Annotated in this window: 21 protein-coding genes; 15 read left to right on the top strand and 6 right to left on the bottom strand. The window is 75.0% G+C overall.

What is annotated here, in order from left to right; all coding sequences use genetic code 11:
* Nucleotides 1-45: 45 nt before the first annotated feature.
* The 3 genes from AMOR_RS22020 to AMOR_RS22010 form a co-directional block, all read right to left on the bottom strand.
* Nucleotides 46-2157 (bottom strand): GtrA family protein, encoded by a 2112-nt coding sequence (locus AMOR_RS22020; RefSeq protein WP_248354156.1) that lies wholly within the window; start codon nt 2155-2157, stop codon nt 46-48.
* Between the two features lie 160 nt (nt 2158-2317).
* On the bottom strand, nt 2318-2686 hold the full coding sequence (locus tag AMOR_RS22015; protein ID WP_248354153.1) for a response regulator: 369 nt from the start codon (nt 2684-2686) through the stop codon (nt 2318-2320).
* Between the two features lie 64 nt (nt 2687-2750).
* Nucleotides 2751-3098, bottom strand: coding sequence for a hypothetical protein (locus AMOR_RS22010; protein ID WP_248354150.1), 348 nt, complete (start codon nt 3096-3098; stop codon nt 2751-2753).
* A gap of 211 nt (nt 3099-3309) precedes the next feature.
* Between AMOR_RS22010 and AMOR_RS22005 the strand changes: the two genes are divergently transcribed.
* On the top strand, nt 3310-4752 hold the full coding sequence (locus tag AMOR_RS22005; RefSeq protein WP_248354147.1) for a hypothetical protein: 1443 nt from the start codon (nt 3310-3312) through the stop codon (nt 4750-4752).
* A 44-nt stretch (nt 4753-4796) separates the two neighbouring features.
* Entirely contained in the window at nt 4797-5534 is a 738-nt protein-coding gene (locus AMOR_RS22000; protein ID WP_248354144.1) for a 16S rRNA (uracil(1498)-N(3))-methyltransferase, read from the top strand.
* 64 nt (nt 5535-5598) lie between these two features.
* On the opposite strand, the gene AMOR_RS21995 is transcribed toward AMOR_RS22000, so the two are convergent.
* Nucleotides 5599-7443 (bottom strand): LamG domain-containing protein, encoded by a 1845-nt coding sequence (locus AMOR_RS21995; RefSeq protein WP_248354142.1) that lies wholly within the window; start codon nt 7441-7443, stop codon nt 5599-5601.
* Between the two features lie 281 nt (nt 7444-7724).
* On the opposite strand from AMOR_RS21995, the gene AMOR_RS21990 reads away from it, so the two are divergent.
* Nucleotides 7725-8915 carry a pyridoxal-phosphate-dependent aminotransferase family protein gene (locus AMOR_RS21990; RefSeq protein ID WP_248354139.1) on the top strand — a complete coding sequence of 397 codons (1191 nt, stop codon included), beginning with the start codon at nt 7725-7727 and terminating at the stop codon, nt 8913-8915.
* A gap of 196 nt (nt 8916-9111) precedes the next feature.
* Nucleotides 9112-9369, top strand: coding sequence for a hypothetical protein (locus AMOR_RS21985; protein ID WP_248354138.1), 258 nt, complete (start codon nt 9112-9114; stop codon nt 9367-9369).
* On the opposite strand, the gene AMOR_RS21980 is transcribed toward AMOR_RS21985, so the two are convergent.
* The gene (locus AMOR_RS21980; RefSeq protein WP_248354136.1) at nt 9370-9783 is read right to left on the bottom strand and encodes a response regulator; all 414 of its coding nucleotides are present in this window, start codon (nt 9781-9783) and stop codon (nt 9370-9372) included.
* A gap of 167 nt (nt 9784-9950) precedes the next feature.
* Here AMOR_RS21980 and AMOR_RS21975 point away from each other — a divergent pair, with 167 nt between their 5' ends.
* The 4 genes from AMOR_RS21975 to AMOR_RS21960 all read left to right on the top strand — a co-directional run bounded on the left by AMOR_RS21975 (nt 9951) and on the right by AMOR_RS21960 (nt 12742).
* Nucleotides 9951-11354: a hypothetical protein gene (locus tag AMOR_RS21975; RefSeq protein WP_248354134.1), complete on the top strand. Its 1404-nt coding sequence runs from the start codon at nt 9951-9953 to the stop codon at nt 11352-11354.
* Between the two features lie 198 nt (nt 11355-11552).
* Nucleotides 11553-11987: a large conductance mechanosensitive channel protein MscL gene (mscL, locus tag AMOR_RS21970; RefSeq protein ID WP_248354131.1), complete on the top strand. Its 435-nt coding sequence runs from the start codon at nt 11553-11555 to the stop codon at nt 11985-11987.
* 91 nt (nt 11988-12078) lie between these two features.
* The gene (gene gloA / locus AMOR_RS21965; protein WP_248354129.1) at nt 12079-12465 is read left to right on the top strand and encodes a lactoylglutathione lyase; all 387 of its coding nucleotides are present in this window, start codon (nt 12079-12081) and stop codon (nt 12463-12465) included.
* A complete protein-coding gene (locus tag AMOR_RS21960; RefSeq protein ID WP_248354126.1) occupies nt 12455-12742 on the top strand; it encodes a hypothetical protein in 288 nt (95 codons plus the stop codon). The genes gloA and AMOR_RS21960 overlap by 11 nt, the downstream gene beginning before the upstream one ends.
* 7 nt (nt 12743-12749) lie before the next feature.
* On the opposite strand, the gene AMOR_RS21955 is transcribed toward AMOR_RS21960, so the two are convergent.
* Nucleotides 12750-14180, bottom strand: a complete 1431-nt coding sequence (locus tag AMOR_RS21955) for a helix-turn-helix domain-containing protein (RefSeq protein WP_248354123.1) — start codon at nt 14178-14180, stop codon at nt 12750-12752.
* 260 nt (nt 14181-14440) lie between these two features.
* On the opposite strand from AMOR_RS21955, the gene aceB reads away from it, so the two are divergent.
* From aceB to AMOR_RS21915, 7 genes are all read left to right on the top strand, one after another.
* The gene (gene aceB, locus AMOR_RS29750) at nt 14441-17767 is read left to right on the top strand and encodes a malate synthase A (protein WP_318653823.1); all 3327 of its coding nucleotides are present in this window, start codon (nt 14441-14443) and stop codon (nt 17765-17767) included.
* Nucleotides 17768-17985: 218 nt separating this feature from the next.
* Nucleotides 17986-18798: a substrate-binding domain-containing protein gene (locus AMOR_RS21940; protein ID WP_248354120.1), complete on the top strand. Its 813-nt coding sequence runs from the start codon at nt 17986-17988 to the stop codon at nt 18796-18798.
* 229 nt (nt 18799-19027) lie between these two features.
* Complete coding sequence (locus tag AMOR_RS21935) at nt 19028-20821, top strand: hypothetical protein (RefSeq protein WP_248354118.1); 1794 nt, start codon at nt 19028-19030, stop codon at nt 20819-20821.
* Between the two features lie 100 nt (nt 20822-20921).
* Complete coding sequence (locus AMOR_RS21930) at nt 20922-22148, top strand: hypothetical protein (protein ID WP_248354116.1); 1227 nt, start codon at nt 20922-20924, stop codon at nt 22146-22148.
* Nucleotides 22149-22162: 14 nt separating this feature from the next.
* Nucleotides 22163-22885, top strand: coding sequence for a hypothetical protein (locus tag AMOR_RS21925; RefSeq protein ID WP_248354113.1), 723 nt, complete (start codon nt 22163-22165; stop codon nt 22883-22885).
* A 13-nt stretch (nt 22886-22898) separates the two neighbouring features.
* Nucleotides 22899-24416, top strand: coding sequence for a 4-alpha-glucanotransferase (gene malQ, locus AMOR_RS21920; RefSeq protein ID WP_248354111.1), 1518 nt, complete (start codon nt 22899-22901; stop codon nt 24414-24416).
* 106 nt (nt 24417-24522) lie between these two features.
* The gene (locus tag AMOR_RS21915; RefSeq protein ID WP_248354108.1) at nt 24523-26676 is read left to right on the top strand and encodes a sensor histidine kinase; all 2154 of its coding nucleotides are present in this window, start codon (nt 24523-24525) and stop codon (nt 26674-26676) included.
* The last annotated feature ends 2 nt before the right edge of the window (nt 26677-26678 follow it).

Here is a 26678-nt window from a genome sequence, read left to right as displayed (position 1 = left end):
CGGCGCTGCCGGGGGGCCCGTTCCGTTTTCGGCCGCCGCGCGCCCTCAGCGGCTCGCGGTCGCCGTCCGTGGCCTCCAGACCTCGAGCAGCCCGCGGGGCTGGGACAGGAACACGGGCTCGTACCGCTGCGCGAGCTCGGTCGCGAGCGCCGCGCCGCACGGCGTGTCGAGGTTCTCGCGCGTCGCGCCCCACACGAGCACGTAGTCGATGGCGCCGAGCCTCGGCGCCGCGCGGAGATCAACGCACGGCGGGACGCCCTCCATCCGCCCGAGGCTGCTCGCGATGATCCGGAACGGGTTCCGGTCCTTCGGCCACATCACCGGGCACTGGTCCGTGTTCGCCTGGCTGTTCTTCAGCTCGACCCCGCCGTTCTCCGCGATGATCCAGCTCGCGCCGTGCAGGAACGGCTTGATCCGGTACCCGAGGCGCCGGCCGTTCACGTCGCGAGGCCCGAACGGCGCGAGCGCGAGCGGGAGGATCACCCGGTCCTCGCCGATGGCCCGGCTCGCGGAGACGAGCTCCTCCATGAGCCCGGAGAGCTGCCGCTGCTTGTCGAACCGGACGCCGAGCGCGACGACCGCGATCGTCGCGAGCGCCACCGCGCTGCGCTTCACCGCCACCCGGGGCACGGCGCCCGTGCCGATCCAGGCCGCGACGCAGAGGAACGAGAACAGCGCCAGGCGGTCGGACACGTGCGCGCCCGATGCGACCACGTCCGGGACGGCGAAGTAGAGCACCGCGAAGGCGAGCGCGGCGAGGAGCCAGCCGTCGTTCGGCCGGAACCGTGGGCCACGGCCCGCCCGGACGAGCACGAGGTGCACGACGGTCACGAAGAGCACGAGGACGACCAGCACCGCGAGCGGGATCTCCCGGCGGTCGATCGACACCATCGCGTAGCCGGTCGCGAGCTTCGCCGCGAGCTCCCTGAGCGGGATGCGCGCCTCGGCCTTGTCGCGGTGGGCGAGGATCCACGCCGTGACGAGCGCCGTCCCCGGAAGCACCGTGAGCGCGCCGGCCCCGAGCCGCCGTCCGTATCCGCGGACGACGGCGCGGCGGCGGGACGCGTCGTCGCCCGCGCGGCGCCACGAGAGCCAGAACCGGAAGCCGAGGACGAGGCCGACGGCGAGCACCGCGCCCGCGAACGCGACGAGGTGCGCGAGGTAGAGCAGCACCGAGAGCACCGCGAGCACCGCGAACCGCGCCGGATCCAGGCGCCCGCGGGTGCGGAGGAAGAAGCCCGCGGCGAGGAGCGCGAGCGCGAGCCCCCAGGAGAAGTTCCAGAAGCCCATGTGATACGGGAACGCGTGCACGAACGGGAACACCGCGAGCGCGGCCCACCACCCGCGCGCGCCGCGGGGGAGGACCGACCGGAACGCGAGCGGCAGGAGGAGCGTGTAGCCGGTGAGGACGAGCTTCTCCGCGGTCGGGCCCGAGAAGATCGCGAGGAGCGGCGCGAGGAGCAGCTGGGTGAGCCAGTTCGGCTGCGCGCCCCAGTTCGCGAGGTAGTAGCGCTGGAGCAGCGGGGACGCGGCGTGGTGGATCAGGGCGAGCGTGTTCTCGACGTGCAGCGGCCCGTCCTGCGTCGGGACATAGGCGACCAGCCAGATCGGGAGCACGTGCAGCGCGAGCACGGCGAGGAAGATCACCCGGGGCAGGGCGGCTTCCCGGGATCGCGATCGCGGACGCGGCGCGCCGGCGGAGGACCCGTCCACCCACGCGAACCGGAGGCTGCCAGCGTACGTCCACGCGAACCCCAGCCCGATCCCCGCGAGCTGCGCCGGGTAGCGCCAGGCGCCCAGCTCGGGACGGCCGAGCAGGTGCCGCGCAGCGAGGGCGAGCGCCGAGAACGTGCCGAGCTGGAGCGCGACGCCGATCGCGCTCACGACGTGGTATCGCAGCAGCCGCCGGGCCACGCCGCCGCCGCCGCGACGGTCACGAAAAGTGAACGCGTCGTTGAGCAGGAAGTTCGACACGATGCTCGCCTCGATGGCGAGCGCCGACGCGGCGATCTCCGGGACGCGGAGTCCCGCCGCGAGCGCGTGGAGCACGCCGAGGTTCACCGCCACCCCGGTCAGCCCGACCAGGGCGAACCGGGCGAGCCGCGCGGAGTGCGCGGACGCACCTGTCACTGCGTCCGAGGACGAGGACTGCTTCATCGGGTCTTTCCCCTCCCGGCACTCACGCTGGCAGCGCGCGCCAGGCGGGGCATCCCGCGAAGGGAGAGCGTGCCCATCGGAGGCTGCACGCCCGGCGGTGCCGGGGGCGCACGGAGAGCGAGCATCACCTGGATGCCGGCTCGCCTCGGCCGTTCCCGCCTCAGACCTCCTCGGCCTCGCAGAGCGAGAGGACGATGCCGAGCAGGTCGTCGAGGTCGAACGGCTTGCGCAGGTGAGCGACGACCGGCTCGCGATCGGGCCCGTCCACGCCGGCGGTCATCGAGATGACCGGCACGTGCTCGAACCGCTCGTCGGCGCGGAGCGCACGCAGGAACTCGGGGCCGCCGAGCCGCGGCATCCGGAGGTCGAGCAGGATCACTGCGGGTGGATCGCCCGCGCGGAGCCGCTGGAGCCCGTCGATCCCGTCCACCGCGACGTCGACCACGAGGCCGGCTTCGGCGATCGCGTCCGCGAGGGCCTCGCGAACCGCCGCGTCGTCCTCGATGACGAGAATGCGCCTCGACTCCAAGCACCGGCGAGCTTACTCGCGCCGCCGCCGCGCTTCGCGTCCGGTGACCGCGGGACGCGGACTCTCAGTTGAGATAGCGCGGGCGCGCCGCGGCCGGCCCCTGCGGCGCCTCGATGCCCATCAGATCCAGACCCTGGCGCGTGAGGAGGTACCGGACGGTTCCGCTGCCGCGCTCGGTGTCGAGGCGTGCCTCGAACGCGGGGCCGGTGATGGCGCCGAGCTGCATCGTCTTCTTGAGGTTCGTGACGCGGCCGTTCATGAGATCGCCGGCCACCTGGCCCACGGCGTCGTCGCGCCGGTACAGGTCGACGGCCGCCTCGTGCAGCGTCGCCGCGAGCGACGGCGTGAGCGGGATGCTCGAGAACAGGACGGAGATGAGCGTCCAGCGGGGCGGCGGCGCTTCGGCGGGCATTCAGGCCATTGTACCCGACCGCGACGATCGCGGCTCCGGGTCGCCCCCGTCCACGGGACGGCAGCAGGGGCCGCGCGGACGAGACGCGGCCCAGGCAGGTACCGGTCGTACCGCCGTCGGATGATTACCCACCCAGAGAGCCCGCTCACCGACCGCGCAAGCGAACGCATGCCGCTCGCGCGCCATCTCCGGGTCTCGAGGAGCCGCAGCCGTGTCCGAGGAACGCCACCACCGAACGACCGACGCCGCAGGACCGGCGTCCCTTCCCCGCCGCCTGCGCACGTGGCTCGGGCTCGCGGCCGAGCCGCCGCTGCGACGCCCGCGCGCCGTACGTCTCGAGCCCATCCGGCGCACCTGGCTCGCCGCGTTCTGGCACGGCCGCGTCTCCGTCGCGGCCGGCGTCCCCCTCGACGATTACCTCCGCTCGCGCCTCGCACGCTACCTCTCGACGCTGCCCATCCCCCGCGCGCGCCTGCCGCTCGCGATCGACGTGCAGGACGGCGAGCTGATCGTCCACCCCCTCGAGCCCGATCGCCGCGCGGCCGCCGCGCTCGCGAGCGATCCCGACGCGTGGCTGGCGCCGCTCGTCGCCGTGGAGGGCCCGACGGTCCGGCAGGAGGTGCAGGAGCTCGAGGTGAAGCTCTCGGTGCTCGAGGGCGAGGCCGAGGCGGCGCGCCGGCGCGGCGAGGAGCTCTCGCGCCGCCTCGCGGCGGATGTCGCCGCCGGGCTCGTCACGGCGCCCTCGGGCGTCGAGGCGACCGCGGAGCAGCTCGGGCGTCCGCCCATCCGCTCGGCGTGGCCCCAGCTCTCGCTCCACGCCTTCATCGCCGCCGCGTTCGCCGCCGAGACCTGGCAGGTCGCGCTGCCCATCCTGCACACCGCCGAGGTGGACCCGGCGCGGCTCGGTGCCGAGGCCTCGCGACGTCCGATCGAGACGATCTTCGCCGCCCTCTTCGCGCTCGGCGTCTCGGCGGCGCTGTTCGCGCTCGCGCACGTCGGGCTCGAGGCCGGGCTCCAGGCGACGCGCGCCGGCGGCGATCGCCTCCGCCGGCGATCCCTCGCGGTCTCGGCCGTCGCCGCGGCGGCGATGGCCGCGCTCGTCGCGACCGCGCTCGGCGGGATCCAGGCGCCCGCCCGGATGGCGCACCACACGTACGTGCTGCTCCTCCTCGCCGTGCCGCTCGCGACGGCGCTCGTCCTGCGACGCGCGCGCGCCGAGGGCGCGGGTCGCGCGGCGGAGGAAGCGGCGGCGCTCGAGTGGGATCGCGAGCGGGCGCGCACCCTCGCCGAGCGGGCGCGGCGGCTCGAGGAGCTCGACTGGGCGGACGAGGAGGAGCGCGACCTCGAGCGGCAGCGCGACTCCTTCCGGCGGCGCCTCCGCGAGATCTCGGCGCGGGCGATGACCGCCGCGCGCCTCGCGGAGGAGACGGAACGCCGCGAGCGCGCGGCGCTCTCCCGGCTCGCCCAGAGCCTCGTCGGCGCCCTCGAGCTCGACCGCTACGAGTTCGTCCGGCTCGCGTCCGCGCGCGGCGCGACCCAGCTGCTCGCCCCGCGCCGGCGGAAGCCCGGGGTGGCCGAGGTCGCGGCCCCGACGCCCCCGTCGGTGGCGGTGCAGGTCGGAACCCCGGCGGAGGCGGGCCGGCTGGCGTCGTAGCCGGCGTTTGACAGCGGGCGCGGCCGGGGCGACCCTCCGGCCGCGTGAACCTCCTGCTCCTCGAGCCCGGCGAGCTCGCCGGGGACGGGACCGCCCGCCTCGCGGACCGTCGCGCCCGGCACGTGGTCGAGGTCCTCCGGGCCGCGCCGGGCGACGCGGTCCTGGCGGGCGTCGTGGGCGGCCGGATGGGCGAGGCGCAAGTGCTCTCCGCGACGGCATCCGAGGTGGTGCTCGCGCCACGGCTGGATCGGGATCCGCCACCGCCGGCAGCGGTGGCGCTGCTCCTCGCCCTGCCCCGCCCGAAGATCCTGCGCAAGGTGCTCGCCGCCACGGCGTCGATGGGCGTGAAGCGGCTCGTGCTGCTCGGGAGCTGGCGCGTCGAGAAGAGCTACTGGTCCTCGCCGCTGCTCGCACCGGAGGCGATGCGGGAGCACCTGCTGCTCGGCCTCGAGCAGGGCCGCGACACGATCCTGCCCGAGGTGATCGTCCGCCGGCTGTTCAAGCCGTTCATCGAGGACGAGCTCGCGGCCACGTTCCCGGAACCGGCGCGGCTGCTCGCGCACCCGGTCGGCGCCGCGCCGCTCGAGGCGCTCGCCCCCGCGGGCGGGCGCGCCGCGCTCGCGATCGGCCCGGAGGGCGGCTGGACCGCTTACGAGGCGGGCGCGCTCGCCGAGCGCGGGTTCACGCCGTTCTCGCTCGGGCCGCGCGTGCTCCGCGTCGACGCCGCCGTGCCGTACGCCGTCGGGCAGGTGGAGCTCTGGCTCCGCGGCGCCGCGCGCTGAGTGGCCGAAGGACGAGGGCGGCGCGAGGCCTGAGCCCCGCGCCGCCCGGAGCGCGATCGCCGGCCTAGTACCAGGGATCCGCGCGGCGCACGTCCCCGCCGCCGCGCCGGTCGTCGTACCGGTCGTCGCCGAGCGGCGTCGCGTCGAGGTCCTGGACGAGGTCGTTCCAGAGCGACTCGGAGAGGCCGGACAGCGCGCTGCGCTTCCGGTCGAGGCTCATCGCGTCCGTCCGGTTGCGCGCCGCCTGGAGCTCGCCGAGCGCGCGGCGGAGGTATCCGGAGATGCGCTGGTTCCGCTCGGCGCGCGCGGCGCGGTCCGCGTCCTCGAGCGCCTGGAAGACCTGCGCCTCGGCCTCGAGCACGCTCCGCCCGCTGCGGCGGACGCACGCCGCGTCGTACCGGGCCTGGAGCCGATCCAGCTTCACGAGGAACGCGGCCTCGCGCTCGTCGTCGTCGCCGGGGCGTGGACCGGGGGCGGGGCCGGGACGGGGCGGCGGGGCGCCGCGATCCTGCGCGAGCGCCTGGACCTCGCGGTCCTCGAGCACGCCGCGGTAGATGCGGACGTCGTCGAGCCGGCCCTCGAAGAACGTGCCGAGCCGGGGCCGCTTGCCGGAGGCGTCCGGCCGCGCGCCGAGGAGGACGGGGCCCTGCGAGGCGTCGAACGCCGAGAACGTCGCCTCGGCGTCGGCGGCGCCGTCGACGTACAGCACCGCGCGCTCCCCGTCGAACGACGCGGCGAGGTGCGCCCACCGGTTCGCCGCGAGCGGCCGCGTCGAGCGGACCTGCTGCGGGCGTCCGCCGGGGCCGCCGGGGATCGCGAGCGTCACCCGGCCGCCGGCGTCGATGCGGAGCTCGAGGAACCGGTCCTTCGGGCCGGGCGCGCTCGACCACTTCGAGAGGACGACGAGGTCGCGGTCGACGCGGGCGGGGCGCACCCACGCAGCGAGCGTGAACTGCTCCGGCTCGACGCGGACGCCGAGGTCCACGTAGTCGCGGCCGCCGAGGAGGAGCGCGCCGCGCGGATCGCCGCCGCGGTCCTCGGCGGGCTTCACCGCCCCGACGATCCTGCCGTCGGCCTGACCGGCGGCGTCGCGGGCGTCGCCGTCCAGCGGGTACGACGCGAGGAGCTCGCCGCGGTCGGCGCCCGGCGGCGGGCGGGCTGGCGGCGGCGCCGGGACGTCGAGGCGTCCCTGGGCGACGAGCGACGTCTCCGCGTCGGAGAGCGGCCGTCCCCAGATGCGGACGTCCTCGATCCCGCCGGTGAAGAACCAGGTCGGGCCCGCGGGGGTCCGGCCGTCGCGGCCGCCGCCCTCCGGGCGCGCGCCGATGAAGGTCTCGGTCCGCGTCTGCGCGTACGCGACCGCGACCGGCGCGCCGTCCCGCACGCCGTCGACGTAGAGCTGCGCGCGGGCGCCGTCGTAGACGGCGGCGACGTGCGTCCAGCGGCCCGGCGCGATGGCGCGCTGGCCCTGCACCGACTCCCACCCGTTGCCGCTCGGGACGTGCAGGAACAGGCGCCCGCCCGGCTCGAGGCGCAGCTCGAGGTTGCGCTGGTAGTGGTTCGGGAGGTTCCGGATCTTCGAGACGATCACCTGCACGCGGTCCACGAGCTCGGGGCGGATCCACGCCGCGATGGTGAAACGCTCCGGCTGCAGCCGGTCGCCGAGGCTCACGTACGACCGCGCGCCGTCGAACCAGAGGGCGCCGCGGGGCTGCCCGTCGTGCCCTTCCATCGGGCGGACGCCGACGGCCTGCGCCGGCGTGCGGGTGACGTCGTCGACGGCCTGGCCGTCGAGCGGGTACGAGGCGAGGAGACCGCGGCTCGGCTCGCCGGGCCGGACGGCCTGAGCGGCGGCGGCGAAAGGCAGCGCCAGCGCGACGGCGAGGGCTGCGAGGGTCGGGCGGTGCATCGATCCTCCTGGAGTCGAACGAGGTGCGCAGGCTGTCAGGCGCGGACGAGATCGGTCAAGCGCCAGGAGCCCACGACATCTCGACGTTCGCCCCGCGGCGCTATTCAGCGAGGGCGCGCGCGACCGGCGACGGGCCCGTGTCTTCACGCGACGTGATCGACGCCGAGGACACCCAACGGCTCGAAACCCCTAAGGGTCGCGCTGCCGCGAGCGCCGAGGGTAAGATTTCGTTCTCGTTCTCCCGGCCGCCCGCGCGCGGTCCAACTCCCACGAGGCCACACATGAACGTCTCCGCCGTCCCCGAGCTGGCGCCGCCCCTCCGGCTGCTGCTCGGCCCAGGCCCGAGCATGGTCCACCCGCGCGTCCTCCGCGCGATGTCGACGCCGCTGCTCGGCCACCTCGACCCCAGGTTCCTCGAGATCATGAACGAGGTCCAGGCCCAGCTCCGCGCCGTGTTCCGCACCGAGAACCCGTTCACGATCGCGGTGTCGGGGACGGGGTCCGCGGGCATGGAGGCGGCGCTCGTGAACCTCATCGAGCCCGGCGACGCGGCGATCGTCGTCGCCGCCGGCGTGTTCGGGAACCGCATGGCGGAGATCGTCGGCCGCTGCGGCGGCCGCCTGGTGAAGCTCGACGTACCGTGGGGCCAGGTCTGCGAGCTCGGCCGGATCGAGGAGGCGCTCCGCAAGGAGGGCAAGGTGAAGGTCGTGGCGGTGGTGCACGCCGAGACCTCGACCGGCGCCCAGCAGCCGATGGAGGGCCTCGGCAAGCTGTGCCACGCGCATGGCGCGCTCCTCGTGGTGGACACCGTGACGTCGCTCGGCGGCGTCCCGGTCGAGGTCGACGCCTGGGAGGCGGACGCCGTCTACTCGGGGACGCAGAAGTGCCTCTCCTGTCCGCCCGGCCTCGCGCCGCTCACGCTCTCGCCGCGCGCGCTCGACGCGGTGAAGGCGCGCAAGACGAAGGTGCAGAGCTGGTACCTCGACGCCGGGATGGTCGCCGACTACTGGGCGGAGGGGAAGCGCGTCTACCACCACACCGCGCCCATCTCGATGGTCTACGCGCTGCGCGAGTCGCTGCGCCTGGTGCTCGAGGAGGGCCTGGAGGCGCGCTTCGCCCGGCACCGCCGCCACTCCGCCGCGCTGATGGCCGGGGTCGCGGCCCTGGGGTGCTCGCCGCAGGCGCAGGAGGGGCACCGCCTCCCGAGCCTGAACTGCGTCCGTGCCCCCGCCGGCGTGGACGAGGGCGCCGTCCGCAAGGCGCTGCTCAACGAGCACGACATCGAGATCGGCGGCGGCCTCGGCCCGCTCGCGGGGCAGGTCTGGCGGATCGGCCTCATGGGCGAGTCGTCGCGCCAGGAGAACGTGCTCGCGGTGCTCGCCGCGCTCGAGCAGGCGCTCGCGAAGCAGGGCAAGGCGCCGAAGCCGGGCGCATCCCTCGCCGCCGCGCTCGAGTCGTACGCGCGAAGCTGATCGGGTGCCGCGCGGCCGCGAAACGCGTTCCGCCGACGCGAGCGGCCACTGGGTTCACGTTCCGTGACCGTGCCGCGGTGCGCCCCCTCACCCCGGCCCTCTCCCCCACGCGATGAAGCCGCGCGGGGGAGAGGGAGACTCTCAGTCGGCGTCGCCCTCGGCCGTCGCCGCCGTCCCGCCGTGGCCGCCGTGTGCCGTGGCCGCCGTCGCCGTGGCCGCCGTCGCCGTCGCCGTCGCCGTCGCCGTCGCCGTCGCCGCCGTCGCCGCCGTCGCCGCCGTCGCCGCCGTCGCCGCCGTCGCTGCCGTCGCTGCCGTCGTTGCCGTCGCTGCCGTCGCTGCCGTCGTCAACCACGGACCACGGACGGACCACGGCCACGACGTGACCGGGGTCACGGGCACGGATCGCGGGTTCGAGTTGGACGTCCAGGTTCGGGGTGGAGTACCCCGCCCCTGATCACCCCGCCGCCAGCGACCTCTCCACCGACCGCCCGCCGGGCAGCACCGTTCGCACCGCCTCGAGCAGGGGCGCCTCGCCGAGCGGCTTCCGCAGGGTCATGACCGCCCCCGCGCGGAGCAGCGCCTCCTCCGCGCCGTCGCGCCCCGAGAAGCCGATGACCGGGATCGCCTGCAGGCGCGGGTCGGGCGAGGTGCGCAGCGCGGCGATGAGCTCCGCCCCGCTCATGCCCGGCATCACGTGGTCGACGAGACAGAGGTCCGGGGGATCGGCGGCGGCGACCTCGAGGGCCGCCGCGCCGCATTCCGCGGTGATCACGTCGTAACCGCCGTGCTCCAGCGCCTGCGCGAGCAGGGCGCGGAGCACCTCGTTGTCGTCGACCACGAGGATCCGGGGAGGACGTGCGGGCGGCACGCGTGAACGGTACCGACACGCCTGCATCCGGGGTATCCCTTGGGTCACCGACGCCCTGAGGGTGACTCCCGGCGTCCGGCCCGCCCGGCTCGCCCCGCCGGTATCGGTTGGCGGTCTCCTGGCCGCCTCCCTAGCTTCGCCTCGGGGTTGGGGGCGGAGGCAGGTCGGTGACGGACGAGGGCGGGAGCACGGGCGCGGGGCGGCGCGAGCCGGGTTGGAAGCGGATCCTCACGAGCACGCTGGACGCGTGGCGCGCGCGCTCCGCCGCACGCGGCCTGAGGGTCCGACCCCCACCAGAGACCAAGTTCACGCGATCCGCGACGGGTGCCGCGATCGACGCACGCCGCGCGGTGCGCGCCGGTGTCCGACTGGAGGACTTCCTCCGGCACCGGCTCGCCCGGTACGCGACCCGGCTCCCCGTCCCGCTCGAGGCGCTGCCGGTGCGCATCGACGTCGAGAACGGCGAGCCCGTCGTGCTGGCGCGACCGTCCCGGGCGCAGGCGGCGACGCACGGCGCCGCGCCGCGCCCCGCAGCGGAGCGGTGGATCCGCGCGCTCGAGGCGCGCGAGGGCCCCGCCGCGGTGCGTGCGGTCCGCGAGCTCGAGGCCGCGCTCGAGGGGCTCGACCGTCGCGCCGCCGTCGCCCAGGAGCGCATCGCGGTCGTCGACAGGGGCATCTCCGACGATCTCGCGTCCGGCGCGCTCGCGGCGGCTCCCGCCGTCGACGCGACGGCGGAGCAGCTCGGGCGACCGCCCGTCCCGACCGCCGCGCCGGTCCACGTGCTCCGGGGGTTCGCGCTCGCGCTCCTCGGCGCCGAGGCGTGGCGGCTCGCGGACCCCATCCTCGCCCTGTCCGGCCTCCGCACCGCCGATCTCGGGCAGGCGGCGGAGCACGCGCCGGCGGCGGCGGCGCTCGGCCTCGTCTTCGCGCTCGGCGCCGCGGCCGCGGTGTTCACGTTCCTCGGCGCGGCCGTCTCGCGGCTGCACGCCCTCGCCGACGATCCCGCCGCCCCGCGCCGCCGCGCCCTCCTGCTCGCGGTCGCCTCGGGCGCGTCCGGCCTCGCCGCGGCGATCGCGATCTCCGGCGGGGCGCCCTCGCGCGCCGGCGCCCAGGTGCTGCTCCTCGTCGTGCCGCTCGCGGCGGTGCTGATGGTCCGGCACGCGGCGCGGCTCGAGGCGGATCGCGCGGTCGCGCTCGCGGCCGCGCTCCTCTGGGACCGCGCCCGCGCGGCCGAGGCCGTGGCGCGGGCGCAGCGGGCCGAGGCTCTGGCCCGCGCCCAGGGCGAGCTCGCGCGCATCGAGGCGGACCGCACCGTGGTCCGCCGCCGGCTCCGCGCGCTCGAGGAGCGCGCCGTCGCGGCCGTGCACGCCGCCGAGGAGGAGGCGCAGCTCGAGACGCGCCGGCTCGACCGCCTCGCGGAGGCGCTCGCCGCCGCGCTCGAGCTCGACCGGTACGCCTTCCTGAAGCTCGCCTCCGCCAACGCCCACGAGATGCTCTCGCGCCCGGTCCGCGCGGAGCGGCCCGCGCGGCTCGAGCCGGCGGTCGCGCCGGAGCGGCTGGGCGTCGCGTGAGGCGCTCACGCGCGACGCGGGACGGCACCGCGTACCCGTGCCGTGAACGTACCCGAGCCTCTTAGTGCCGACGACCCGCGCCCCGTGGCCGTCGGCTAGGCCGGTCCTCGACCCACCGCACCGGGTCTTCCGCCCTCCCCGCTCTGGCCACCCGACCGCCCGCGACGCACCGTACGAGGAGCCACAGGGAGGTGGCCCATGGCTGCGATCACCGAAGGGGTCGCTCGGAAGAGTGCCGGCGCGCGAGGGTTCGCGCGCGAGTTCCAGGAGTTCCTGCTGAAGCAGAACGTCGTCGCACTGGCGGTCGGCGTCGTCATCGGCGCCGCGGTCGGGAAGGTGGTGAGCGGCGTCGTCGACGACGTCATCATGCCGATCGTCGGGCTCGTGCTCCCCGCCGGCGACTGGCGACAGGCGAAGCTCGCGCTCGGCGGCAACAACGCGATCCTCTACGGCGATCTCGTCGGGCGGCTGCTCGACTTCGCGATCGTCGCCCTCGTCGTCTTCCTGATCCTGCGCGCGCTCGTGAGACGGCCGGCGCCCGCGCCGGCGCCGGCGATGAAGGGGTGCCAGTTCTGCCTCGAGACGATCCCGGCGGCGGCGACGCGGTGCCGCGCGTGCGGCTCGACGGTTTGATGGCGCCACGACGCCGCGCGTGCGCGCGTCGCCCTTCCGGCCTATCCTCCCCGCCGCGCGCCGCGCGCCGCGCGCGAGGGAGACGACACCGATGCGCATCCTCCACACCATGCTCCGCGTGGGCGACCTCGAGCGGTCGCTCGCGTTCTACACCGGCGTCCTCGGGATGAAGCTGCTCCGCAGGCAGGACTACCCGGACGGCCGCTTCACCCTCGCCTTCGTCGGCTTCGGCCCCGAGTCCGAGCAGGCGGCCATCGAGCTCACCCACAACTGGGACACGAAGGGCTACGACCTCGGGAACGCCTTCGGCCACGTCGCGCTCGAGGTGCCGGACGCGTACGCCGCCTGCGCGGAGATCAAGAAGCGCGGGGGTACGGTGGTCCGCGAGGCGGGGCCCATGAAGCACGGGACGACCGTGATCGCCTTCGCGCAGGATCCCGACGGCTACAAGATCGAGCTGATCCAGCGTGCCAGCTGAGCCGGCGCCACCCGACGGCTCGTCCCCGCTGACCACCGCCGGGCTCGTCGCGGCCGGGATCGCGCTCGCCTGGCTCGGGCTGCGCCTCTCGTCGCGGCCGGCGGAGACCCTCGCCGCCATCGACCGCGTCACCGGCCGGCTCGTCCCGCGGCGGCCAAGGGCGCCGGAGAGCCCGCGCGCCCTGCGCGTCGTGGCGGTGGAGGGCTGGCTGCTCTCGCTCGCCGGCCTCCTGCTCGCGGTGATCGGCGCCGGCCTCGCCCTCGCGCGCCTCCTGTAGCGCTCCGCTAGCGCCCGTCCACCGGCGCATAGAACGACACGCCGCGGACGTTCGCGTTCACCTTGAGCGGATGCTGCAGCGGCGGGAACGCGCGCTGCTCGCAGTCCATCCGCTCGCAGAGCCGGCACGTGAGCCCCACCGGCACGACGGCCTCGCGCGACTCGAGGTTCACCGCGTCCGCATAGACGAGCTCCTTCGCGCGCGACGCCTCGCACCCGATGGCGACCGCGAGCACGGAGCGGGGCGCGTGGAACCCGCCGCCCTCCCGCGAGACCGTCCGCGCCACCCAGAAGTACGTCGCGCCGTCCGGCATCTGCGAGAGCTGGGTGCGGATGAGCCCCGGGGTGGTGAACGCCTCGAACAGGTTCCAGCGCGGGCACGCGCCGGAGAAGCGCGCGAAGCGGAGGCCGGAGGCGCTGAAGCGCTTCGAGATGTTCCCGGCGATGTCGACGCGGACCATGTGGAAGGGCACGCCCTCGGCGCCGGGCCGGTGGAGCGTGGTGAGGCGGTGGCAGGTCTGCTCGAAGCTCGCCCGGAACCGGTGGCCGAGGAGCTCGATGTCGTAGCGCTCGATCCGCGCCGCGTGGAGGAAGGGGTCGTAGGGCATGAGCACCGCGCCCGCGAAGTAGTTCGCGAGCGCGACCCGGGCCAGGGCGCGGGAGGACGCGCTCGTGAGGTGCGGGTCGGCCGCGAACCGGTCCAGCGTCGCGGCCTGCGTGAGGAGGCCGATCTGGTATGCGAGCTGGAAGTTCCGGCTCCCGCGGCGCAGCACCTCCGAGAGGTAGACGACCTTCGCGTCGGGGTCGTACCGGCGCACCGCGCCCTGCATCTCGGCGGGCCGCACGATCCGCACCGTGACGCCGAGCTCGCCGAGGTGCCTCACGAGGCTCGTCGAGAGGTCGTCCCGGTCCGCGCCCGCGCCGCGCGACAGCTCCTCGGCGCCCGCCTCCAGCTCCGGGAAGTAGTTGCCGTGCCGCTGGATGAGATCCGAGACCTCCTCGGTGGGGAGGTGCGAGCTGTCCACGCCCTCGAGGTCGCCGTCGGACAGCGTCGCGGCGAGGGTGTCGGACGCCTCGCGCGCCGCGCGGTACGCCTGGTAGAGCGTGAGCACCGCGCGGGCGGCGGTGGGGGAGGATCCGGCGAGATCGCGGACCTCGGCGGTGGTCACGTCGTGCTGCTCGAAGATCGGATCGCCGAAGACCTCCATCAGGTCGGCGACCACGCGGGCGTGGTTCTCCGAGGAGAGCGCCTTGAGGTCGAGGTCGAAGAGGTCGGCGAGCTTGATGAGGAGCGGGGCCGACAGGCTCCGCCGGTTGTGCTCGATGAGGTTCAGGTAGCTCGCGCTGATCCCGAGCCGCTCGGCGAGTTGGGCCTGCGTGAGGTTGCGCTGCCGCCGCAGCACCCGGACCTTCGCCCCGAGGTGGGCCGTCTCCTGCATGGCAGTACCTCCCGCGCCGGGGCCTCCGCGCGCGCCTCGGGTGCGGCGCTCCGTTCGAGGGAGGTTGCCGCGAGGCCGCCGGCAGGCTGCCCGCACACCACGCGCCCAACATGTTGACGCGCCCCGGCATTTTCAAGATTTACAACCTGACAGGAGTTCATTGACTCCGCCGTTACACCTTATCTGTTCGAAATCCTTGAAGGTATTGTTCTTGATCTAAATCACGATCACGTTACCCGGGCACGGAGGAACCACCACACATGCCCGAGAACCAGTCGCCCCGTCCGCAGCTCCCGCCCGGCCTCGAGCTCCGCGGCACGATGCCGCCCGGACACGAGAAGGTCCTCACCCCCGGCGCCCTCGCCCTCGTCGCCGAGCTCGTCCGGACCTTCCGGCCGCGCGTCGAGCAGCTGCTCGAGCGCCGGCGCGACATGCAGCGCCGGTACGACGCCGGCGAGCGCCCGAACTTCCTCTCCGCGACGGAGGAGCTCCGGGCCGCCGACTGGACCGTCGCGCCGATCCCCGCCGACCTCCAGGACCGCCGCGTCGAGATCACCGGCCCGGTGGACCGCAAGATGATCATCAACGCCCTGAACTCCGGGGCGAGCGTGTTCATGGCGGACTTCGAGGACTCGAACTCCCCGACGTGGCGGAACAACGTCGAGGGGCAGGTGAACCTCAAGGACGCCATCGCCGGGACCATCGACCACGTCGCGCCCGAGACCGGCAAGGTCTATCGCCTCAAGGACCGGACCGCGGTCCTCATGGTGCGGCCGCGCGGCTGGCACCTGCTCGAGAAGCACGTGCTCGTCGACGGGAAGCCCGCGACCGCCGCCCTCTGGGACTTCGGCGTCTACCTCTGGAACAACGCGAAGGCGCTCCTCGCGAAGGGCACGGGGCCGTACTTCTACCTGCCGAAGCTGGAGAGCCACCTCGAAGCGCGGCTCTGGAACGACGTGTTCGTCGTCGCCCAGGAGCGCGTCGGGATCCCGCGCGGCACCATCCGCGCCACCTGCCTCGTCGAGACGCTGCCCGCCGCGTTCGAGATGGACGAGATCCTCTGGGAGCTGCGCGAGCACTCCGCCGGCCTGAACTGCGGCCGCTGGGACTACATCTTCTCGTTCATCAAGCGGTTCCACGCGGACGCGCGGATGGTTCTCCCCGACCGCGCGCAGGTCACGATGGACAAGGGCTTCCTCCGCGCCTACGTGCAGCTCCTCATCCAGACCTGCCATCGCCGCGGCGTCCACGCCATGGGAGGGATGGCCGCGCAGATCCCGATCAAGGACAACCCCGGGGCGAACGAGGCGGCGCTCGCCAAGGTCCGGGCCGACAAGCTCCGCGAGGTGACCGACGGCCACGACGGCACCTGGGTCGCGCACCCGGGCCTCGTGCCCATCGCGAAGGCGATCTTCGACCAGCACATGAAGACGCCGAACCAGATCCACCGCAAGCGCGAGGACGTGCACGTCACCGCGCGCGACCTGCTCCGCCCGGTGGAGGGCACGAAGACGGAGGCCGGCCTCCGCCACAACATCCGCGTCTCGGTCCAGTACATCGAGGCCTGGCTCCGCGGCTCCGGCTGCGTGCCGCTCTACAACCTCATGGAGGACGCGGCGACCGCGGAGATCTCCCGCGCCTCGGCGTGGCAGTGGATCCACCACGGGGTGACGCTCGACGACGGCAAGGCCCTCACCGTCGAGCGCTTCCGGACCGTCCTCGCCGAGGAGATGGACCGGATCCGCCTCGAGGTCGGGGACGCGCGCTTCGCGTCGGGGCGCTTCGAGGAGGCGCGCGCGCTCTTCGAGCGGATGAGCACGCAGGCCGAGTTCAGCGAGTTCCTCACCCTCCCCGCGTACGAGCTGCTCGAGGCGACGCCCGCCGAGACGAGCCGGATCCTCGCCGGCGCGGCGGACTCGCCGGCGCCGCCGCACCCGGATCCGCGCCGCTGGGACGGGGTCGTCCGCCGCTACACGCGCGCGGAGGTCGAGAAGCTCCGCGGGTCCGTGAAGATCGAGTACACGCTCGCGCAGCTGGGGGCGGAGCGGCTCTGGGCCCTGCTCCACTCGGAGCCCTACGTGAACGCCCTCGGCGCGCTCACCGGCAACCAGGCCGTGCAGATGGTCAAGGCGGGCCTCAAGGCGATCTACCTGTCCGGCTGGCAGGTCGCGGCCGACGCGAACACGGCGGCGCAGACCTACCCGGACCAGAGCCTCTATCCGGCGAACTCCGTCCCGGAGATCGTCCGGCGGATCAACCGCGCCTTCCAGCGGGCGGACCAGATCGAGCACGCCGAGGGGAAGGACGGAACGTACTGGTTCGCCCCGATCGTCGCCGACGCGGAGGCCGGCTTCGGCGGCCCGCTCAACGCGTTCGAGCTCATGAAGAGCATGATCGAGGCGGGCGCCGCGGCGGTGCACTTCGAGGACCAGGTCGCGAGCGAGAAGAAGTGCGGCCACCTCGGCGGGAAGGTGCTCGTGCCGACGTCGACCTTCGTCCGCACCCTCACCGCGGCGCGGCTCGCCGCCGACGTGATGGGCGTCTCGACGCTCCTCGTCGCGCGCACCGACGCGGAGAGCGCGAAGCTCGTCATGAGCGACGTCGACCCGTACGACGCGCCGTTCGTCCTGAAGGGCGAGCGGACCTCGGAGGGGTTCTACCGGATGCAGGGGGGCATCGAGGCGGCCATCGCGCGCGGCCTCGCCTACGCCCCGTACGCCGACGCGATCTGGTGCGAGACGCAGACGCCCGACCTGCACGACGCCAAGCGCTTCGCCGAGGGGATCCACGCGAAGTTCCCCGGCAAGCTCCTCGCGTACAACTGCTCGCCCTCGTTCAACTGGAAGAAGCACCTCGACGACGCCACCATCGCGAGGTTCCAGCGCGAGCTCGGCGCGATGGGCTACAAGTTCCAGTTCGTCACCCTCGCCGGCTTCCACGCCCTGAACCACGCCATGTTCTCGCTCGCCCGCGGCTACAAGGAGCGCGGGATGGCCGCGTACTCCGAGCTGCAGCAGGCGGAGTTCGGCGCCGAGAAGCACGGCTACACCGCCACCCGGCACCAGCGCGAGGTCGGCACGGGGTACTTCGACCTCGTGGCGACCACGGTGTCGGGCGGCACCGCCTCGACGCTCGCCCTCGAGGGCTCCACCGAGAAGGCGCAGTTCCAGGCCCACCCGGAGCAGAAGCCCACCCACGGCGCGGAGCAGGTGCAGCGCGCGATCGAGGAGGACCACAACCGCCTGAACGAGCTCATCCTCCGGCTGCAGCGCGCGCCGGATCCGGCGGCGATGTCCGCGACCCTCGACGAGCTCTGCCAGACGCTCCGCGAGCACTTCGCCCACGAGGAGCACGCGAAGGGCCTCTACGGCCTCCTCTCCGCCAAGAGCCCCGCTCACCGCGCCGAGCTCGGGCGGATGGTCGACGAGCACCAGCAGATCCTGCGCCAGGTGACGGGCCTGCTCGACCGTACGAAGTCGCCGAACGCGCTCACGGCGAGCGACCTCGGCCAGCTCGCCGGGGACATCGCGACCCAGATCGCGGAGCACGAGGCGCGCGAGCTGTCGCTGGTCACCGCCCTCGCCTGAGGCGGGCGTCGCGAGGTCGAGGGAGGCTCGGCTCCTTCGACCTCGCGCCCCCGGCGCTCGGCACGAGCGGTCGTGGCGCAGAAGCGGCCACGCGCCCCGCGCGCAAGGGCGCAGGTCGGCCGGGACCCCCGATCTTCACTGCGAGCGGACCCAGGATCTTCCCTCGTCTCGATCCTCCTGATAGGACATCGGACCCAGTCGAGGGAGGTCGTCCAAGGATGCGTCGTCTCAAGCTCGCCGCGGCGCTGATCGCGGTGCTCTCCGCGTGCACGCGACCCGCCCCGGTCGAGCCGGCACGCGAGGAGCCGCTCACCTACGACGGCGCCACCACGATCTCGAACCGCATCCTGCCGGACGCGCTGCCGCGCTTCGAGCGCGCCACGGGCCACCGGTTCGCGCGCGTCGAGCACAGCGGCGCGGGGCGTGGGCTCGAGGCGATGTTCGCCGGCCGGGTGACCGTCGCGGGCGTGACCCGCAACCTCACGGAGGCCGAGGTCGCGCGGTCCCCGCACGTCCAGATCATCGGGTACGACGCGCTCGGCGTCTTCGTGCACGCGGCGAGCCCGGTGCGCGGCCTCACCAAGGCACAGCTCAAGGCGCTCTACACCGGCAAGATCCGGAGCTGGAAGGAGGTCGGCGGGGCCGACGTCCCGGTGACCGTCTGCACCGAGCGGCTCGGGAGCGGGCGCGCCACCCTCGACGCCGTCCGGACGGTCGCGCTCGACGGCGCCGCGTACGGCACGGTCCGGGAGATGGACGACCCCGCCGACTGCCTGCAGCTCGTCGCCCGGGACCCCGGCGCGGTCACCGCCGCCACCATGGCGTATGCGATCCCGGGCACGCGGGCGCTCCCGCTCGACGGGCTCTCGCCGACGCCGGACCAGGTGCGGTCCGGTCACTACCTCCTCTCCCGCCCCATGCTCCTCGTCTCCCGAGAGCCGCCCACCGGCGCGCTCAAGGAGTTCTTCGAGTTCATGCTGTCGCCCGAGGCGCAGGGGATCGTCGCGGAGCGGTTCGTGCCGATCCGGTGAGCGCGCCCGCAGGCCCCGTCACCGTCCCGGCAGGATCCCGTTCCCGCCTCCCGTGTCCCCCGGAACGGGAAGGAACGAAGCCGGCGACGGCGCGGCGACGGCCGCTCACCTCGACGCAGCGCGTCTCCGGCGGCCGGACGGCCAGCCGCTTGCGTCCTGGCCCGCTGCCCCCGTAGCGTGAACCCCCGCTGGCCGTCTCCCCTCCCCGGCCCGCTCCGGAGGCGCACCCATGTCCCGTCGCATCCTCCCCGCGCTCGCCGCCGCGCTCCTCGTGCTCGGCGCGTGCGTCGCCCACGAGAAGGCTGGCGACCGCGCCGCCGCCAGCGGCGACTGGAAGACCGCGGAGCGCGCCTACGCCGAGGCGCTGCGGAGCGATCCCGACAAGAAGGACCTCCAGGAGAAGTACCAGCAGGCGCGCGCGGCGGCGGTCGTCGAGTCCACGCGACGGTCGCAGGCGTGCGCCGCGAGCAGGGACTGGGAGTGCGCCCTCGCGGAGTCCGATTACGTCCTCCAGCTCGACCCGGGCGCCGCCGCGATGGCGGCGGTCCGGCGCGACGCCGGCCGCGAGGTCGGCTACCTCCGCGCGCGCCGGGCCGGCGACGCCGCTGCCCAGGGCGACACGCGCACCGCGCTCGTCCTCCTCGATCAGGCGCGGCAGGCGACCGACGACCCGGGCGTCGGCGCCGAGGTGCGGCGCCGGCAGCCGGGCGTCGTGGCCGCCGCGGTCGACCAGGCGGAGCGGCTCCGCGCCGAGCGCCAGTACGAGCAGGCCATCGACCTGCTCGGGCTGGCCGCGCAGGCGGATCCGGGGCAGCGCGCGCGGCTCGACGGGGTGCGCGCCGAGTACGAGCGCTTCAAGGACGCCGAGGCGGAGCGGTACACGCAGGAGGGCGAGGCGCGCCTCGCGCAGCGCCGGTTCGCGGAGGCGAAGGCGAGCTTCGACGCGGCGCTCCGGCTGCGCCCGAACGGTCGCGCGCAGCCGCTCGCGCGATACGCGGCGCAGCTCACCGCGGCCGACGCCGCCGTCCAGAGGCGCGACTTCGCCGCGGCGGAGAAGGCGCTCGCCGACGCGCTCCGGACCGGGCCGAGGGACGGGATCGCGGCGCGGGAGCTCGAGCGCGTCCGGGTCCGGCCGTACGCGATCCGGCTCCGGTCGGTCCTGGTCCGCCCGACGCGGCCCGACGGCTGGCCGTGGGCCGGCGGCCGCGGCCGCGAGCTCGAGCGCGTCGTCGCACGCCTCGCGAGCTTCGAGGGCCCCGCGGCGACGAGCGGCCTCGCCCTCGATCTCGCCCGCCGGATCCCGCCGGAGAACCAGCCGGAGCTGGTGGTCACGGTCACGCTCCCCGACGGCCGCGCGCTCCGGACCCCGCCGCGCCGCGGCGTCTACGCCCTCCTGGACGGCAGCTTCGTCGTCCTCTCGAACGGCTACGACGACCGCCGCATCTCCCTGCACGTCGCGCAGCAGCTCGGCGGCGGCGCCCGGCCGCTCGACGTCGGCCTCGTCTCGTTCCGCCTGGGCGACGTCGTCTCCACGACCGGCATCGCGGGCGCGGGGCAGTCCGTCGTCGAGCTGCGGCTCGAGACGGATCCCGCCGACGCCGCCGAGGGCGCGTTCGCCGGGCTCGCGCCGATCCCGGACGGCGGGAACCTCTCCGGCGAGTGGTCCGTGCCGGCGCCGCGGGCCCGCGGCTTCCGCCTCCTGCAGGTCGACGCCGCCGGGCCGTCGGGCGCAGCCGCGCCGCCGGACCTCGCCGTCGAGATCGAGCAGCGCGGGCACGTCGTCTACCGCAGCCCGGTCGCGGCGCGCCGCGCGTCGGCGAGCTGGTCGCCCGCGGCGGCGTTCCTCTTCGCTGCGCCCGACGAGACGCTCCGCGTCCGGCTCGTCGCGAACGGCGCCCCGACGCTCTCCGAGCCGGTGAGCGGCGCGGCGCTCGAGCGGGGTGCGGTGGACGTCCGCACGCCCGCGGGGGCCAGCGTGCGCCTCCGCGTCGAGCCGCGCCGGGCCGGACCCGGCGCCGGCTAGCGAGAAGGCACGCACGGAGGGGCCCCCGCGCAGCGGAGGCACAGCCTCCGTCCCAGATGACCGCGCCGCGCGGCGCCCCGAACCGCGTTAGCTTCTCCCCGTGCTCGAGCCGACGAGAGCGGGGGAGGCGCTCGCCCCGGAGGTGGTGATCGGGATCCCGGCCGAGCCGGACCGGCTCGCCGCGAGCGAGGCGGCCCTCGCGCTCCAGGCAGGGCTCCGCGAGGCCTTCCCGGGGAAGGCCGGCCTGTCGCTCCTGCTCACCGGCGATCCCCGCGGCGCGGTCACCCCCGGCGAGCCGCTGCCGCTCGCCGGCCAGGGCCCGCCCGAGCCACCCGCCTACTACACGGGCGGTTACAGCGGGCCCCAGGCGGCGCTGCCGACGCTCCTCGAGGTGGCGGCGTCGCTGGGCGCGCCGGCGTGCGCGCTCCTCGAGCCGATGCCGCGGCCGTCGGACCCGCGGTGGCTGAAGGCGCTCCTCGACCCCGTGCTCGTCGGCGGGTTCGATCTCGTCGCGCCCGCCTACGCGCGCCGCCGCTTCGATGGCGTGCTCGTCACGGGCGTCGTGTACCCGCTCACGCGGGCCCTGTTCGGCCACCGCCTGCGTCAGCCGCTCGGGTCGGAGATCGTGCTGTCTCGGCGCCTCGCCGAGGCGCTGCTGCGCGACGAGGCGTGGCGCACCGACCCCGCCTACGCCGGCGCCGATCTCTGGGTGATCACCAAGGCGATCGCGCGGGAATGCCGGATGGCCCAGGTCTACCTCGGGCCCCGCACGCGGCCCCCGGCGCAGCCCGGCGACGTCTCCCAGGCGATCTCGAAGGTCCTCGGCGCGGTGTTCCACGAGATGACCCTGCATGCGGCGCGCTGGCAGCGCGTCCGCGGCTCGCACCCGGTCGCGACGACGGGCGACGAGCACGCGCCCGACGACCCCGGTCCCGCCCCCGCCCCCGGCCCGCTCGTCTCCGCGTTCGCCCTCGGCTGGCAGGACCTGCGCCCGCTGTGGAGCGTCGTGCTGCCACCGCAGACGCTCCTCGCGCTGCAGCGCATCCCGCGGGATCCGCCCGAGGCGTTCCGCGTCCCGGACGCGCTGTGGGCGCGCATCGTCTACGACTTCGCGATCGGCTGGCGCGTGCGGAGCATGGATCGCGAGCAGCTGCTCCGTTCGCTGACACCAATCTACCTCGGGTGGGTGGCGAGCTTCGTGAACGAGGTCGCCGCGCTCTCCGCCGCCGACGCGGACGCCCGCGTCGAGCGGCTCTGCGCCGCGTTCGAGGCGGAGAAGCCGTACCTCATCTCGCGGTGGCGGTGGCCCGATCGGTTCACTCCCTGATCGCGGAGGACGTCATGTGGGAACGCGTCGCGAGGGTGCTGTCAGAAGCGTTCGACCGCCTGGGCGCGGTGCTCGTCGCGGACCTGCCGGGGGTCGTCGCGATGGTGATCGTGCTCGTCTGCGCGCTGGCGGCCGCCTTCCTCGTCCGCACGGTGCTGCGCCGCGTCCTCGCTCGCGTCGGGTTCGACCGCCGTGCGCGCGAGTGGGGCATGACGACCGGGCGCAGCCTCGAGCCGCACCACGAGCCGTCCTGGCTCGTCGCCCGCGGCGCGTTCTGGTTCGTGATCCTGGGCGGCCTCGCCCTCGCGCTCGACGTGCTCGGGGCGAGCACGACGACCGCGGTCGGGCTGTCGATGCTCTCGTTCCTGCCGCGGCTCGTGGTCGGCGCCATCATCCTGCTCGTCGGCATCGGCGCGGCGCGCTTCCTCGAGCGGAGCGTGCTCATCAGCGCGGTGAACCAGCAGATCCAGCAGGCTCGCCACCTGTCCATCGGCGTGAAGTGGCTCGTGCTCGTGCTCGCCGCCTCCATGGCGCTCGAGCACGTCGGCGTCGGAGGGGGCCTCGTGACGATCGCGTTCGCGATCCTCCTCGGCGGCCTCGCGCTCGCCGGAGCGCTCGCCGTGGGGCTCGGCGCGCGCGACGCGGTGGCCCGGGCGCTGGATCGCCACCTCCCCGCGGACGGGGCGCCGCCCGAGGACGAGGAGCGCGACGAGCCCGGGCGTATCCAGCACCTCTAGCGCCGGGATCGGCATGCGCGACCGCCGCAGCGGGATCCTGCTCCACCCGACCTCCCTGCCCGGTCCGCACGGCGCGGGCGACCTCGGCGCCGGCGCCCACCGGTTCGCGACGTGGCTCTCCGACGCGGGGCAGCGGCTCTGGCAGGTGCTGCCGCTCTCGCCGACCGGCTTCGGCGACTCTCCCTACCAGGCGCTGTCGTCCGCGGCGGGGAACCCGCTCCTCGTCTCGCTCGAGGTGCTCCGGAACGAGGGGTGGCTCGACGACGCGGACCTCGCCGGCGCGCCGGCGGCCGCGCCCGGCCGGGCCGAGCTCGCGGGGGCGCTCGCCTGGAAGCGGGCGCGGCTGGCCCGCGCCGCCCTCACGTTCGCGGCCGGCGCGAGCGCGGAGCAGGCGGCCGAGCTCGCGGACTTCCGCGCGCGGGAGGCGGAGTGGCTCGAGGACTGGGCGCTCTTCGCGGTGCTGAAGGACCTCCACGAGGGCGCCCCGTGGACGCGCTGGCGCACGCCGCTCGCGCGTCGCGACCCGGCCGCGCTCGACGACGCGCGGGCCCGCTTCGCCGAGGCGATCTCCGCGGAGGTGTTCGCGCAGCACGCCTTCTTCCAGCAGTGGAGCGCCCTGCGCGCCCGCTGCCGCGCCCTCGGGATCGCCGTCCTCGGCGATCTCCCCATCTTCGTCGCGCACGACTCCGCCGACGTCTGGGCGCGGCCGGACCTGTTCCGGCTCGACGCGTCCGGTGAGCCGGCGGTCGTCGCGGGCGTCCCACCCGACTACTTCAGCGCGACCGGCCAGCGCTGGGGCAACCCGCTCTACGACTGGGACGCGATCGCGAGGGACGGGTACCGGTTCTGGATCGCGCGCGTGAGGCGGACGCTCGCGCTCGTGGACCGGATCCGGCTCGACCACTTCCGCGGGTTCGAGGCGTACTGGGAGATCCCCGCCGACGCGGTCACCGCCGAGCAGGGCCGGTGGGTCCCCGGGCCCGGCGCCGAGCTGTTCGAGGCGCTGCAGCGCGCGCTCGGACCGCTGCCGTTCGTGGCCGAGAACCTCGGCGTCATCACCCCGGAGGTCGAGGCGCTCAGGCGGCGCTTCGGCCTCCCCGGCATGGCGGTGCTCCAGTTCGCGTTCGGCAACGACCCCCAGGCGCCGACGTTCCGGCCGCACAACTACGCGCGCGACCTCGTCGCGTACACCGGGACGCACGACAACGACACGGTCCTCGGCTGGTGGGACGGAGGGGCGGAGGGCAGCGTCCGGACGGCGGACGACGTTGCGCGCGAGAAGGCCATGGCGCGCGAGTACCTCGGCACCGACGGCCGCGAGATGAACTGGACGATGATCCGCGCGGCGCTCGGCTCGGTGGCGGATACCGCCGTCGTGCCGCTCCAGGACGTGCTCGGGCTCGGCTCCGACGCCCGGATGAACCGGCCGGCGACGCTCGGCGGCAACTGGCGATGGCGCGTGCGCGAGGAGGCGCTCACGCCGGCGCTCGCGTCGCGGCTCGCCCGGCTCGCGTCGCTGTACGGGCGGTAGCCCCGCCTCCGGCCTCCCTCGTCCGGCGTACCCCCCGGACCCCAGGGGCATCCCTGGCTGCCGCCGGCAGGGAGTATTACGAACGTTCACGCCGAGAGCACCGGGCATGCCGGATCCGGGGGAACATCGAGAGCAGGGCGCCGCGCGCCCGGTCGAGAGCGTGCTCGGGCCGCACGCGCTCCGCGCCGCGGTGTCCGGGTTCTCCGCCGCGATCACCGGCGCGGACGTCGCGGCCTCCGTGTTCGAGCAGGCCCGGGCGCTCTTCGGAGCGACCGGCGGCAGCATCGCCTGGCGCACGTCGCCCGACACGCTCCGGATCGTCCACGCGCACGGCGAGCCGGCGGACGCGGCGGCGGCGCTCGGCACCTTCCCCGTCTCCGCGTCGCTGCCGCCGAGCGACGCCGTGCGGACCGGCGCGACGGTGCTCCTCGCGAACCCGGAGGAGATCGCGTCGCGTTACCCCGACCTCGCGGAGGCGTGCCGCGCGCGGGGCGATCAGGCGTGGATCACCGTTCCGCTGCGCGTCGAGGGCCGGTCGATCGGCGCGCTCGGGCTCACGTTCGCGCGACCGTCGCCGCTCGATCCGACCGGGCAGGCGCTGCTGCACGCCATCGCGAGCGAGTGCGCGGCGGCCCTCGCGCGGGCGCGGCGGTACGAGGAGGAGCGCACGCTCCGGGAGGCGGCCGAGCGATACGCGGAGGCGCTCGGCGCGAAGGCGCTCGAGCTCGCGCGCGTGCAGGAGGCGCTCCGCGAGCAGGTCGCGATCGCGGAGGAGCAGACGGCGCTCCTCGAGCAGCTGTTCCAGGCGAGCATGCCCGGGCTCGCCCTCGCGGACGCGGAGCTCCGGTTCGTCAAGGTGAACCCGGCGTACCGGTCCCTCACGCCGCACCCCGAGCTGGATCCCGTCGGGCGGACGTTCGAGGAGGTCTGGAGCGGCGTCGCGCCGGCGAGCGGCTCGCCCATCGTCGGACCCGGCCTCGCCGTCGTCCTCCAGACCGGGGCGCCGCTGCACGTCGACGCGTACGAGGCCGTGTTCCCGGATGGCAGCGTCCGTCACTTCTCGTCGCACGTCTCGCGAGTGCAGCACGGGGGCCGCCCGGCGCTGCTCGGCGCGCTCTGGGAGACGACGAGCCTCGTCCTCGCGCGCCGCGCCGCCGAGGCCGCCGCGGCCGGCGCGACCCGGACCGCGGCCGAGCTCGACGCGGTCCTCGCCGCGATCCCGGCCGGCGTCATCGTCTACGATCCCGAGGGGCGGATCCTGCGCATGAACGCCGCCGCGGAGGCGCTCATGGACTACGCGCCCGGCGAGCGGAACCTCCCGGCGCGGGAACGGTCCCCGGCGTTCCGCCTGATCGGCGGGGACGGCCGGCCGCTGCCCGTCGACGCGACGCCCGTGATGCGCGCGCTCCGCGGCGAGACCGTCCCCGGCGAGACGTACGCGCGCGCGCCGGCCCGGCAGGGTGGACCGACGACCTGGCTCACGGTGAGCGCCGCGCCGGTCCGCGATCCGGCGGGGAACCGGGTCGGCGCGGTCGCGGCGGTGTTCGACGTGACCACGGAGCACGGGCTCCTCGAGATGCGCGAGGACCTCCTCCGGATGGTGTCGCACGACCTCCGGACACCGCTGCACGCGGTCCTGATGCACGCGCACCTCATCCGGCGGACGACGGGCGTGCCGGAGCGGATCGCCGAGCGCGCCGACGCCATCGTCCGGACCAGCGAGCGCATGGCCGGGATGCTCCAGGACCTCGGGGAGATGGTCCTGCTCGAGTCCGGGCACCTGCCGCTCGCGCGCGTCCCGGTGGACCTCCGGTCGTTCCTGCGGGACGTCCTCCACCGGCTCGCCGCTCCGCTGCCGCCCGATCGGATCCAGCTCGCGATCGAGGACGACGTACCGTTGGTCGACGCGGACCCCGGCCGGATCGAGCGCGTCGTCGTGAACCTGCTCTCGAACGCGCTCAAGTACTCCGCGCCGGAGACGCCGGTCGAGGTGTCCGTCGCCTCGACGGCCGGCGGCGACGTCGAGATCGCCGTCGTCGACCACGGCGTGGGGATCCCTCCCGAGGACGTCACGCGCATCTTCGGCCGCTTCTACCGCGTGGCCGGCGCGAGGCAGCCGGAGGGGCTCGGCCTCGGGCTGTACATCGCGCGGCTCATCGTCGAGGCGCACGGCGGCCACGTCGCCGTCCAGTCCACGCCGGGGCGCGGGAGCCGCTTCACGGTGCACCTGCCACCCGCGCCGGCGGCCGGCGCGACGTGACG

This window comes from Anaeromyxobacter oryzae (assembly GCF_023169945.1).
GTDB classification, from domain to species: Bacteria; Myxococcota; Myxococcia; order Myxococcales; family Anaeromyxobacteraceae; genus Anaeromyxobacter; species Anaeromyxobacter oryzae.
Note: the sequence above shows the minus strand (reverse complement) of the source record. Positions and strands in the feature narration are given on the sequence as shown.